This window comes from Longicatena caecimuris (assembly GCF_004341945.1).
Lineage (GTDB): Bacteria > Bacillota_I > Bacilli_A > Erysipelotrichales > Erysipelotrichaceae > Longicatena > Longicatena caecimuris.
This window is the reverse complement of record NZ_SMBP01000016.1, coordinates 62,101-74,137: the sequence shown is the minus strand read 5'-3', so window position 1 is coordinate 74,137 and position 12,037 is coordinate 62,101. Positions and strand designations below refer to the sequence as shown.

General features: G+C 37.1%; 12 protein-coding genes, 1 tRNA gene and 1 rRNA gene. 2 read left to right on the top strand and 12 right to left on the bottom strand.

Annotation, left to right across the window (positions count from 1 at the left end; genetic code table 11):
• Positions 1-62, bottom strand: a 16S ribosomal RNA gene (locus tag EDD61_RS09840); the annotation flags it as partial.
• Positions 63-764: 702 nt separating this feature from the next.
• The gene (locus tag EDD61_RS09835; protein ID WP_132225206.1) at positions 765-2,189 is read right to left on the bottom strand and encodes an MATE family efflux transporter; all 1,425 of its coding nucleotides are present in this window, start codon (positions 2,187-2,189) and stop codon (positions 765-767) included.
• 427 nt (positions 2,190-2,616) lie between these two features.
• Here EDD61_RS09835 and EDD61_RS09830 point away from each other — a divergent pair.
• Positions 2,617-2,703 (top strand) — tRNA-Leu (locus EDD61_RS09830).
• Between the two features lie 128 nt (positions 2,704-2,831).
• Here the strand turns inward: EDD61_RS09830 and EDD61_RS09825 are convergent.
• From EDD61_RS09825 to EDD61_RS09805, 5 genes are all read right to left on the bottom strand, one after another.
• A complete protein-coding gene (locus EDD61_RS09825; protein WP_117547380.1) occupies positions 2,832-3,524 on the bottom strand; it encodes a biosynthetic peptidoglycan transglycosylase in 693 nt (230 codons plus the stop codon).
• A gap of 99 nt (positions 3,525-3,623) precedes the next feature.
• Positions 3,624-3,839: a YneF family protein gene (locus tag EDD61_RS09820; protein WP_008688752.1), complete on the bottom strand. Its 216-nt coding sequence runs from the start codon at positions 3,837-3,839 to the stop codon at positions 3,624-3,626.
• Between the two features lie 78 nt (positions 3,840-3,917).
• A complete protein-coding gene (locus EDD61_RS09815; protein WP_017144640.1) occupies positions 3,918-4,250 on the bottom strand; it encodes a hypothetical protein in 333 nt (110 codons plus the stop codon).
• 89 nt (positions 4,251-4,339) lie between these two features.
• Positions 4,340-5,788 carry a 4Fe-4S dicluster domain-containing protein gene (locus tag EDD61_RS09810; RefSeq protein ID WP_008979061.1) on the bottom strand — a complete coding sequence of 483 codons (1,449 nt, stop codon included), beginning with the start codon at positions 5,786-5,788 and terminating at the stop codon, positions 4,340-4,342.
• 290 nt (positions 5,789-6,078) lie between these two features.
• A complete protein-coding gene (locus tag EDD61_RS09805) occupies positions 6,079-6,939 on the bottom strand; it encodes a DMT family transporter (RefSeq protein ID WP_132225204.1) in 861 nt (286 codons plus the stop codon).
• Positions 6,940-7,184: 245 nt separating this feature from the next.
• Between EDD61_RS09805 and EDD61_RS09800 the strand changes: the two genes are divergently transcribed.
• Positions 7,185-7,757, top strand: coding sequence for a xanthine phosphoribosyltransferase (locus tag EDD61_RS09800; RefSeq protein WP_008688756.1), 573 nt, complete (start codon positions 7,185-7,187; stop codon positions 7,755-7,757).
• A 59-nt stretch (positions 7,758-7,816) separates the two neighbouring features.
• Here the strand turns inward: EDD61_RS09800 and EDD61_RS09795 are convergent, their stop codons facing one another.
• The 5 genes from EDD61_RS09795 to argB form a co-directional block, all read right to left on the bottom strand.
• The gene (locus EDD61_RS09795) at positions 7,817-8,341 is read right to left on the bottom strand and encodes an ECF transporter S component (protein ID WP_008688757.1); all 525 of its coding nucleotides are present in this window, start codon (positions 8,339-8,341) and stop codon (positions 7,817-7,819) included.
• Between the two features lie 12 nt (positions 8,342-8,353).
• Positions 8,354-8,950, bottom strand: a complete 597-nt coding sequence (locus tag EDD61_RS09790) for a thioredoxin domain-containing protein (protein ID WP_132225202.1) — start codon at positions 8,948-8,950, stop codon at positions 8,354-8,356.
• 102 nt (positions 8,951-9,052) lie between these two features.
• The gene (gene argF / locus EDD61_RS09785; RefSeq protein WP_132225200.1) at positions 9,053-9,961 is read right to left on the bottom strand and encodes an ornithine carbamoyltransferase; all 909 of its coding nucleotides are present in this window, start codon (positions 9,959-9,961) and stop codon (positions 9,053-9,055) included.
• A 17-nt stretch (positions 9,962-9,978) separates the two neighbouring features.
• Positions 9,979-11,151: an aspartate aminotransferase family protein gene (locus EDD61_RS09780; RefSeq protein WP_165877206.1), complete on the bottom strand. Its 1,173-nt coding sequence runs from the start codon at positions 11,149-11,151 to the stop codon at positions 9,979-9,981.
• Between the two features lie 5 nt (positions 11,152-11,156).
• Entirely contained in the window at positions 11,157-12,029 is an 873-nt protein-coding gene (argB, locus tag EDD61_RS09775; protein ID WP_008688763.1) for an acetylglutamate kinase, read from the bottom strand.
• Positions 12,030-12,037: the final 8 nt, after the last annotated feature.

Sequence of the window (12,037 nt, the reverse complement as noted above, 5' to 3'; positions counted from 1 at the left end):
ACTTGCATGTATTAGGCATGCCGCCAGCGTTCATCCTGAGCCAGGATCAAACTCTCCATTTGATTTAGCTCAAAACGTTTACTAACGTTTTTCTTTATTTGTTTATCCGAGAATTACTTCTCTTTTTCATTGAAATTGACGTTTCCTGTTCAGTTTTCAAAGACCGATAGCATCCACTGTTTGGTGGACGTCACTCTCGTTGAGTGCCTGTTTATAATACATCAATTTATCTTTCATGTCAACGCTTATTTTTTATTTTTTTCACTTTTTTTAAAACCTTTACTTCAGCCCATTATCCCTTACCTTTCATTTTCATCCCTTTTATCTTCATGCATCTTCATTTTCGCTTTACTATATCGTTCAAGACATATAAAAAAAGCGTATGCTAAGCACAGTCAACACACGACAATTTTTGTCACGCGAACAACCTATCCTATATATTCATTCGTGTTGCCTTTTAATCCTCTTTCATAATACACATCTTCTTGACACATATCCAACTAAGGTTTTTGATAAAATAACAAATAAATGATATAACGTCAATTCATCATATAAAGAAAAACATATTCAATTATATAAAATAATGGTAATCTTATCCGATATATGTTCATCCTCGCATTGCCACACGTGATCATGAATCATTCGATTCTTATATTATTCTTTCATAACCGAACATTATTCTTTTCATAACTGATATCTTTTAAGTATCACATATTGCAGCTCAATACCCATTATTACGCAAAGTTACTTACCATCGCATATTTCTATTCCATTGACTCATGATATTCATTAAGTGCATCACACTCTTCATAGCTATGTGTTTCTTTAGCTTCCATATCTTGTAATAAATTTCTAAAATATCGAACAAATAATATGACGGTCGTCATTACTGCCAATGTATCTGCAATCGGTTCTGCCAAAAACACCGCAAACACCTTATCCGTGAAAAACATTGGCAGAAGATAAATCAAAGGAATTAACACCAATATTTTACGAAACAGGGCAAGAAACGCTGAAGTTTTTGCATTGCCTAAAGCAATAAAGGTTTGTTGACAAGCAATTTGAGCACCCATCAAGATACTACCAGCCATATAAATACGAATTGCCCAAATGGTAATATCAGATAAAGCAACATCACTTGTGAACACAGCAGTAGGAAGTTGTGGCACCGCCATACAAATCAACCACATGATTGCAGCATAACTCAAACAACTGATCATCAAAATTCGAAAAGCCTGTTTTACGCGCTTCGCCTGATTAGCGCCATAATTATAACTGATAATCGGCTGTGCACCTTGCGTGAATCCGCTTAATGGCAACATCGCAAACTGCATCAAACTTGATAGAATCGTCATTGCCCCTACTGCCAGATCACCTCCATAACGCAAAAGAGATGAATTAAAACACAACACCAATAAACTTTCGGTAGCCTGCATAATGAATGGAGCTGTACCCAAAGCAATACAAGGAAGTAAAATTTTAGTTTGAATGCGCATATTAGCTTTATGTAAATGCAATCTTGTTTTCGATCCATTTAGAAAACACAAGACCCAAACACAAGAAATTCCTTGTGATAACACAGTTGCTAATGCCGCACCCTGAACACCTAGCTTCAACACAAACATCAATATGGGATCGAGCACAATATTAATGATTGCACCAATAACAACAGTTAACATACTGATTTTGGAAAAACCTTGCGCCGAAATAAAGGCATTCATCCCTAAAGTCATCTGTACAAACAAAGTTCCAAGCGCATAAATAAACATATATTGCTGTGCATATGGCAATGTATTTTCACTAGCGCCAAATGCCAACAACAACGGTTTTTGAAACACTATAACAACGATTGTTAAAATGATGGAACATAGTAATAAAGATGTAAAGCAATTGCCCAAAATCTTTTCAGCGCTTTTATCATCCCCTCGCCCCATAAAAATAGATGCTCTTGGTGCTCCTCCGGTACCTACCAGCTGTGCAAAGGCAGATATGATCATAATGATTGGAAAGCATACGCCGACACCTGTCAAAGCCGTTGCACCAACATCAGCAATATGACCAATATACATACGATCTACCATATTATATAAAGCATTGACCAATTGTGAAAGAATCGCCGGAATCGCCAGCATAAAAAACAATTTTTTTACTGCTTCTTTTCCTAAATCCACTTCTTGTGCTGCCTTCATAGTTCTCTCTCCTTTTACCATTTTGAGCTATTAAAATAAACGTTACTTATTATAGCGCACATCTATATTTTGTCAAACGCAAAACAGCAATCTATGCAGGTGGAAAGCTTTCGATATTTTGCCCTATTGATATAGTAAATATAGATGGGACAACCTCTTAGCCCTACGACTTAAGTGCTTAGTTTATATTCGCCATAACTAAATATACTCAGAATTGATTTAGAAATCATTATCTAGTGAAATGTCAGAAGCATTGCACTGTATCAGAAGTGAACCATTTCCATTAATAGCTGCACAAAAAAACTATGTCTGCAAAAGATAATGTTTGCTTACAAACAGCTATATTTCACAGTTATGAAATTTCTATAAAAAAATTACAAAAAAAGATTGCAATTCACAATAAAGTACGCTATAATAATCGAGCAATGCCCGAGTGGTGAAACTGGTAGACGCAACGGACTCAAAATCCGTCGGTAGCGATACCGTGCCGGTTCGAGTCCGGCCTCGGGCACCATATAGATAAAAGTAAACTGTCCCATGGAAATCGGGCAGTTTTTTTGTTAAAAAATCCATAAAAAAAGAGGGTTAAAATAGATTGTTATAAAGTGTTAAGTTTCCTCTATTTTATATCCTCTTCTCACTTTATTGCAAAAGTTGCTGCATCTCATGTGAAGTCAAAACATCTGTATCTACCATAGCTTCCAATACCTGTTTTTGCCGCAGCCTTGCTTCCTTATAATGATTGCTTAATTGATAATTACTCGGTGATTGTGGTAACCCAGCTAATAACGTTGCCTCATCGATGGTCAACTCGCTTGGTTCTTTATGAAAGTAGCCATGTGCAGCCTCATAGATTCCAATATGATTATCACCATAATTAATTACGTTGACATAAAGTTCTAATATTTCTTTTTTGCTTAGTTTTTTTTCAAGATCATATGCAACGAAAATCTCACTTACCTTACGTAAATAACTTGGCTGATAGTCAAAATAAAGATTTTTAGCAAGTTGTTGCGTTATCGTGCTTCCACCTCCGACAATACCATGAGCAAACACATTTGTAACCGCCGCCCGTAACATGGAGCGATATTCCACGCCATGATGTTCATAGAACCGTCTATCTTCAATTGCCACAGTAGCTGTAAATAAATTTTCGTTTATCTTATCAAACGTCACATAATGTGGACGTTTTCTTATTTCAGCCACCTTATCTGCAATACTCACATCATCAATTGCCTTCACATAATTTACATAACCGATACCGATAAACAAGATACTCATGATTAAGAGCAGCAGTAGGAAGATACTGATTAGTTTTTTTATTATTCTTTTCATCTTATCACCACTTTACATACATGATTATAGCATAGCTTTGTCCACAAACTGGCAATCTTACAAATTCGTTAGTCCAAAAGAAAACACGGTTGCCCGTGTTTATCTGTTCGCATTTACTGATTTCATTATCTGTTTGATCTGTGCTTCTGATGGTTTTCTGCCCATCTGTAAGAACATTGCACGAATCATCTTTTCATTGATTGGGGGATTCTCCTTCAGTTCTTTCTCAAACTTCTTCTTTGTAAAATAGAATCCTAAAAAAGCACCGATAAGCAATCCTGCCAGTGTAAATAAAATCGAACTAACGAAATCCATATGTAATCCTCCTTACATTAAGGTTATTTTACTATTTTTATAATGATTTTACAATAGTTTTCGCTAAGAAATCCATCTTTAAACTTCTTGAGGAAGTAATACGTGATATGGATACTTACGAACTAATAAATTTAAAAAGGGATTATCTGCATTATCCAGTGATATAGAATATGTATGAAGTTGTATCTCATAACAACAATCTTGCAACTCATCTTTTAATCGCATGAATTCATGATTCCATTGTACCATCTGATCAAAATAAGAAATTGCACTTGTATATAGCATCTCAGCATCTATCTTATGTAAAATAGCATCACATTGTTCATTAGACAATACTGTGATATCCTGACATACGTTAGGATGTTTCTTTAACATCACATAAAAATTTTGTTTAACTGCATAAAATTCCATCATCATCACCAGAATGATTGTATCACATTGAAAAACAAAGCATCTGTCAAAACATGTCGACAGATGCTTATCATTTTAACGTTGCTTTCTTAGTGATGTAAGTCAATATCTGAAAAATCAAATGCTTCCAAAGTAGAGGCAATTGTTTTATCTTTTAATGGTAAATTTTCTTTAGCCATCTTAGCCTTGACTTTCATACCATTTTCAATTGTTGCAGGTCCACAAATACAACCGCCTTGACATGCCATACCTTCCAATACATCCGCCTGGAAACGGTTCACCTTCATCATCAATAAAGCCTTTTTACATTCTGCGCTTCCATCTGCATATTGAGCCGTAATGGTTTCATCGTCATTTTCTTTCAATGCTTCGACAACCGCCTTTGAAACACCGCCGCCGATAGAGAAATTACGTCCGTGAACAGAAGCTGTATCGCCTTCTCTTGCTGTTACATTTTCTGGTGAAATGTGTTTTGATACAAACATTGCACCTAGTTCTTCAAATGTCAAACAGTAATCTACATCATTATCCTGCACTTCTTGTTTTTTTGCCACACAAGGTCCAATAAAGACCGTTTTCGCTCCTGGATACTGTTTTTTCAAATAACGAGAAGTTGCCACCATAGGGCTAACCATATGGGATACGTTATTTTCATAGACAGTTGGGAAATGCTGTTTTGCCATATTCACAAATGCTGGACAACAAGATGTAGTAATCTTCTTTCCTTCAGCCTTATGTTTCTTCGCATCTTCTTTTTCATACCATGCAACTGCATCCGCTCCAATTGCAGCTTCATATACATCACGGAATCCTAATTGACGTATTCCTTCCATCACTTGCGGCAATGTAGCATTATCAAACTGCCCTTGCATTGCTGGAGCAAAAATAGCATACATCTCTGTACCTTTTTTCAATTCTTCGATAACATCGACCATCCAAGACATATCTTCGATTGCTCCAAATGGACATTTTGCCTGGCATGCACCACAATTAATACATTTTTCTTCATCAATTTCAGCCAATCCACTTTCTCCCATACTGATGGCATCTACAGGACAGCTCTTCATACATGGACGCTGTGTTTCTACGATAGCATTGAATGGACATGCATTTTTACAAGCACCACATTCTTTACATTTATCATAATCAATAAAAGCATGATCATTCCCCATATGAATTGCATCAAATTTACAAGCAGACAAACATGCTTTAGCCATACATTTGCGGCAATTATCTGTCACCTGGATTTTATGGATGCTACAGCCATCACATGCTGCATCAATGACACGTACGATCTGACGTTTATTTTCATGTTCAACAGGTACCGGAGGTTTTCCCATCGCCATGCGCGTACGCTGACGAATAATCTCCTTTTCTTTATAGATACAGCAACGAAAATCTGCCCGTTTTCCTGGAATCAAAAGATTCGCAACTTCATCACATGTATCCTCATTCAATTTTCCTTCAAAACTGCGTTTACTTACTTCACGTAAAACATCGAATTTGAATTGTCTAGCTTCATGATCAAATAATGACATAATATCCTCCCATACTTCCTCTTTATGCAAGCAAATTTGCTTGTGCTTTTTTTAACAAGCACATTATAGCATAAGAAAACAAAGAGCAAAAGACGATTTTTAATTTTTTCATCCTTTTTATCTAAAAATGTTTTTGTTTACCATCTAGAAACAAAAGCATTTAGTATCTAGTATTTAACTTTAATATTTTTATCTTCATGCTTTTCGTTTTATCCGTATACAACCGTGCGTTATGGAAGACAATCAATAGTTTATACCTTCCTTTTTTATATACGATAGTATCTCTGATGTTATTCCTTTTTTGTTGGTTTATATTCCATATAAAGCACACTGCCAAAAATCATGCAGGCTCCCACCAACATTGGCAGCGTCATCATTTCATGCAAAATGAGAAAGGAAAAGATGGATGCAAACAAAGCTTCCATAGATAATATCAAGCTTGCTGTATTGGCTGTTGTATACTTTTGAGCATACGTTTGTAATAAATATGCCAATAACGTGGATATAAAAATAAGATAACCTACATTCCCTAAAGCCTCAAGTCCAAGAGTTGCTGGAGCTTTTTCAAAGGCTAAAGCACAGATTGTAGACAACACACCGGCTGTTACCATCTGCATGGCTGTCATACAGAAAGCATCCGTATGTGCACTATAACGCTCTAACGCAATGATATGTAACGCAAAAAATAATGCACAGATGATGGATAATAGATCTCCAAAACCAATCATGAACGCATCAACACGTAACGTCAACAATGCAATACCACCCACACATAATAGGCTAGCGATGATTTCTTTTTTATGTGGCCTTCTATGAAATAACAACCATAGCAAATATGGTACAAACACAACATTTGTGGCTGTCAAAAAAGCATTTTTGCTAGGTGATGAATATTTAAGCCCAAATGTCTGAAAAGCAAAGGCTAAAAATAAGAAAACACCTGTAATAATCCCATGTCGTATTTCATCTTTACTCAATTGTCTTAATTTTTTCCAACAAAAACATACCGGAAAAATGGCAGCGCCAACAAAGCGAATCATCATAACATAAAATGGTGAAATCGCCACAAGCGCACCATTTGTTGCTAAAAATCCTCCGCCCCAAATAATTGTCACAAACACAAGCATCAAATTTGCATATTGTTTTTTCATCCCATCACCTCACTGCTCATTATCATATCAACTTGCTTTCTATCATGCAAGACTAAATTACTTCCTTAGTTACTTTCTTAGTAACCTTTGTCGACTATCGTTTGCTTATCTAAAGCAGATAACACTTATCTTTTTTAAGCATATGAAAACAAGTGTAAGGTAAAAATTAAAATTAGGGATGATTTCTCTTACCATTTTCGTTATAATAGTACAGACAAAAGAAAAGAAAGAGAGTCGAAAAAGTTATGAAGTTGTTAGAAGAATATATACGCACGTATGGTGAAGTACCAAATGACGATGTTTTAAAAGTAGATGCCTTTTTAAATCATCAAATCGATACGCGTTTGATGATGCAGCTAGCTGAAGATTTTAAAGAACATTTTAAAGATCAAAAGATCACAAAAATTGTAACCATTGAAACGAGTGGTATTGCTCCTTGTGTCTTTTTAGGGTATCTATTACATGTTCCTGTTGTTTATATGAAAAAGAATCCCAGTAAGATCATGACGGATGATTGTTATCATACAAACATTCATTCCTTTACAAAGGATCGAGATTATGAAATTGTCATTAGCAAAAAATACATCAGCAGCGAGGATAACGTGCTCTTTATTGACGATTTTATGGCAAATGGAGAAGCATGCTTAGGCGCCATACGCGTATTAAAAGAAGCTCAAGCTACCATTTGCGGCATTGGCATTGTTATTGAAAAAGCATTTCAATCCGGTCGTAAGCAAGTACAAGCTTTAGGATATGATGTCTATGCGCAAGCACGTATTGCTTCTTTAAAGAATGGTACTATCGTATTTGCTGAGTAATGAGTAAATTCCTATGAAAAAAGCATTTGTTCATATTGACCAAATGCTTTTTTATATGGTTATGCATCGTCTTTAGCGTGCTGTTGAAAATGCGTAATTGCTTTTACAAGCAATGGAACTAATAGCAATTGCAGTAAGATGCCCGGAATGGCGGTAATAAAGGAAACTGTCAAAAAGATTGTCAGTGTATAAGCTTTTCCCATAAAGCTTAACAAGATCAAGTTCACGATACCGTTAACAATACGTCCGGCAAGCATCGTTAAGATCAAAGCTACATACAGATGACAGTGTTTCAATAACAAACCACTTAAACAGCCATAACATGACAATTCAAATACCATAGCGATACCGGTTGGAACTAACACAGGCATTCCCGTCAAGAAAGAGCTCAGCAATGGAGTCAATACACCAATGAAAGCACCGTAAGCAGGTCCACACAAGAAGCCACAAAGTAAAACAGGTAAATGCATTGGTAGAAAAGTAGCACCGGCATTAGGACCAAAAGAATGAAAAGCCATAGGTAAGATGATACCAACTGCTAAAAACATGGCTGAAATAGTTAATTTTCGAACACTTTGATTCATATTACTTCCCTCTTATTCAAACATTGCATCATAGATCTTCCGCAATTGCCTTTTCTCTTTCTCATTCATCTTGCGTTCATGTGCATCATGACCTTCAACAGTCCCGATATTGGCCTTGATTGCCTTTCCCTTTTTTACGACTACGACAAAAGGTACATACAATTTCTTCTCGCCTTTCTTATCCGTTTTTAAAAATGCATCAACGTAAGGAAAAAATGCTTTTTTCTGTGCTTCACTATACAACAATTTTTTATTTTTATCTCTGGTTTGGATATAATAAATGGTTTTCTTATGTGCTTTGGCACTCTCATCCATAATAGGTAAGGCTTCGATGCACCATGGACAATCTGGAAAACCAAAATAGAGAATAGCATCTTTTTTGTTTTGAAAGAGTTGAATTGCTTCTGCCATATCACTTTTCACAAAAACATTATCGCGATCCTGAAAACCATCATACTCATTCATATCCATTCCACCAAGGCCACAAGTGCCAGCATTTGTTTCATCATTGCAATAATTTTCAGAAGGTTCGCCTGCTTTTTCCGGTTTTGTACTAGTACAAGCCGTTAAAAGAGCACATACCAACAGCAAGAGCAGTCGTTTTTTCATTTTATCCCAGCTTTCTTTATTTACCCGTATTGTACCGATTTTATGTGCATTTGTCCAGTAATGACCTATATAGCATATCAACCTCTATTAGAAAAGGGTGAGTTAATCACCCAAAAGTTTTACTAACACAGCTTTTTGTGCATGTAAACGATTTTCTGCTTCATCGAAAATTTCATTTGCATGTTCTTCAAAAACCTTCGCTGTAATTTCTTCTTCACGATGCGCTGGCAGACAATGCAATACCATAGCATCTTTTTTCGCTTGTGCCATGACAGCATCATTAATTTGATAAACGCCCTCAAAGATTTGACGACGTTTTTCTGCCTCGCCTTCTTCTCCCATGCTCGCCCAAACATCTGTCACAACGACATCCGCATCTTTTGCGGCTGCTAGTGGGTCTTGTGTCAGCGTAAAGCGTCCGGTTGTCGCTGCTTTTGCGCATATCTGCGTATCGGGTAAGTATTCCTTAGGACAAGCCAGAGCCACCTGCATGCCTGCTAATATACCCCCATTGATATAGGAGTTTGCCATATTGTTGCCAGCACCGATATAACATAATTTTAAACCTTCTAAACTTCCTTTATATTCACGTATTGTTTGTAAATCTGCTAACACCTGACAAGGATGTACATAATCGGTTAAACCATTGATAATTGGGATACTGCCATATTCAGCAAGTTCTTCGAGATCACTTTGCTTATACGTACGAATCATGATGCCATCTACATAACGGCTTAAGACACGGGCGGTATCTTTGATAGGCTCTCCACGTCCTAACTGCATATCATTCGCATTTAGATATAAGGCCTTTCCACCTAATTGTTGCATTCCCACTTCAAAGGATACACGGGTACGGGTGCTGGACTTGGTAAAGATCATACCCAAGGCTTTATTGCGTAGATATTTCGTATAAATTCCCTTTTTTACTTCTTTTTTCAAAGCATCAGCTAAATCCAAAAGTTCATATAATTCATCTTTTGATAAATCTGCCAAAGTTAATAGATGTTTCATTCTGCTTCCTCTCTTTCTTATCCCATTGTGGATAAAACTTCTCTTAGAATCGTCATGGCTTGATCAATTTCTCCTTTGGTAATCACTAAAGGAGGCAACATGCGCAGCTTATCTTTTGCGGTTAATATGAGCAGGCCTTTTTGTAAACAGGCTTTTACTACATCAACAGCTTGTACATGTTCATCTAACACCGCACCGCGCATCAACCCCAGACCATTGACTGCCTTGATATGGGGAAGACTTACTAATTGCTGTTTTAAATACTCGCCCTTATCCATAACCTCTTGCAAAAAGTCAGCATCTAGACGCTGTAAGACAACTCTTGCCCCAGCACAAGCAATAGGATTACCCCCAAAAGTTGTACCATGATCTCCCGGATGAAAGGTATCTTGCAGTTTTTCATTCATTAAAACCCCACCAATCGGAAGACCATTGCCTAATCCTTTTGCCGTTGTGACAATATCAGGCTGTATGTCATATTGTTCATATGCATATAAAGTACCACAGCGTCCCACACCGGTTTGTACTTCATCTACGATCAACAAAATATCCTGTTGTTTACATAGCTTAGCAATTGTCTGCACATATGCTTTCGCTAAAGGCAAGACACCGCCTTCTCCTTGGATTAGTTCAATCATGATCGCACAAGTATGCTTACTCAGCGCTTGTTTTAAAGCAGCTTCATCATTGACTGGGACATGAAGGAAACCTGGTGTAAATGGATCAAAATATTGATGAAAGGCAGCTTGTCCGGTTGCCGCTAACGTAGTGATCGTACGACCATGAAAAGAGTTTACTAAGGTAATGATTTCATAACGTTCTTTTCCATAATGATCATAGGAATATTTTCGAGCTAGCTTAATGGCACCTTCATTAGCCTCTGCACCGGAATTGGCAAACATTACTTTTTTAAAGCCGGTTCGCTCACATAACATCTTGGCAACATCACCATCTGGTTGTGAATAATATAAATTGGAAACGTGTGGCAATGTATTTGCTTGTTCACTCACAGCTTTCGCCCATTCTTTATCTGCATAGCCTAACGCATTAACACCTATGCCAGCCGTCATATCTAAATAGGATTTTCCATCTGCATCCATCGCAATGCAGTGACTGCCTTTTGTCAGTACCGCATCAAAACGATGATACGTATGCGCAATGTACATTTGATCCTGCTCTTTGATATCCATCTGCATCAAACCTCCTTCCGTTGAAACATCGTACCAGCACCATCTTTTGAAAACATTTCAATCAAGATGGAATGAGGTACTCTGCCATCAATAATAACTGCTTTTGCTACCGATCCATGGAGCGCATTTGCACAGCATTCCACTTTCGGGATCATTCCTCCGCTGATGACACCACTTTGCTGTAAATAAGGAATATCATCCAAATAGATACAAGAGATCAACGATGCTTCATCATTTGGATCTTTTAACACCCCGGGAATATCACTGACAAGAATCATATTTTCTGCATGTAAGGCAGCCGCAATGCTTGCTGCTGCTGTATCTGCATTAATATTATAAGAATGTCCCTCTTTATCACAGCCAACACTGGCAACAACAGGAATATAGCCCTTATCTAAAACATCCAAGATCAAAGAGCCATCCACTTTAGAAATTGCTCCCACATATCCTAAATCTGCACCTTTTGCCTGATAAGGTACAGCTTCAATGATATGCGCATCCATCCCGCTAATACCAACTGCTCGTGCACCTTTTTGGTTGATTAAGGATACTAGATCTTTGTTGGTTTTTCCTGCTAACACCATCTGTACTACTTCCATGGTTTCCTCATCGGTATAGCGTAAACCATTTACAAAATGGCTTTCTTTCCCGGTTTTATCCAGCATATAATTGATTTCAGGTCCACCACCATGTACCAAAACGACCTTAATACCGATTTCTGACAGCAACACCACATCACTCATCACATTTTGCTTAAGCGTTTCATTTTTCATCGCATTGCCGCCATATTTAATAACGACAATTTTTCCATTATATTTTTGAATATATGGCAAGGCTTGTGATAAGATCGTCGCCTTTTGTACTGCTTTGATTTCCATCGCATTCA

Bases quoted from the DNA above. Each gene is read 5' to 3' on its own strand.
- argB (WP_008688763.1), bottom strand. From the start codon at position 12,029: ATGGAAATCAAAGCAGTACAAAAGGCGACGATCTTATCACAAGCCTTG.
- EDD61_RS09805 (WP_132225204.1), bottom strand. From the start codon at position 6,939: ATGAAAAAACAATATGCAAATTTGATGCTTGTGTTTGTGACAATTATT.
- EDD61_RS09825 (WP_117547380.1), bottom strand. From the start codon at position 3,524: ATGAAAAGAATAATAAAAAAACTAATCAGTATCTTCCTACTGCTGCTC.
- EDD61_RS09795 (WP_008688757.1), bottom strand. From the start codon at position 8,341: ATGAATCAAAGTGTTCGAAAATTAACTATTTCAGCCATGTTTTTAGCA.
- EDD61_RS09800 (WP_008688756.1), top strand. From the start codon at position 7,185: ATGAAGTTGTTAGAAGAATATATACGCACGTATGGTGAAGTACCAAAT.
- EDD61_RS09790 (WP_132225202.1), bottom strand. From the start codon at position 8,950: ATGAAAAAACGACTGCTCTTGCTGTTGGTATGTGCTCTTTTAACGGCT.
- EDD61_RS09835 (WP_132225206.1), bottom strand. From the start codon at position 2,189: ATGAAGGCAGCACAAGAAGTGGATTTAGGAAAAGAAGCAGTAAAAAAA.
- EDD61_RS09780 (WP_165877206.1), bottom strand. From the start codon at position 11,151: ATGGATATCAAAGAGCAGGATCAAATGTACATTGCGCATACGTATCAT.
- EDD61_RS09820 (WP_008688752.1), bottom strand. From the start codon at position 3,839: ATGGATTTCGTTAGTTCGATTTTATTTACACTGGCAGGATTGCTTATC.
- EDD61_RS09810 (WP_008979061.1), bottom strand. From the start codon at position 5,788: ATGTCATTATTTGATCATGAAGCTAGACAATTCAAATTCGATGTTTTA.
- argF (WP_132225200.1), bottom strand. From the start codon at position 9,961: ATGAAACATCTATTAACTTTGGCAGATTTATCAAAAGATGAATTATAT.
- EDD61_RS09815 (WP_017144640.1), bottom strand. From the start codon at position 4,250: ATGGAATTTTATGCAGTTAAACAAAATTTTTATGTGATGTTAAAGAAA.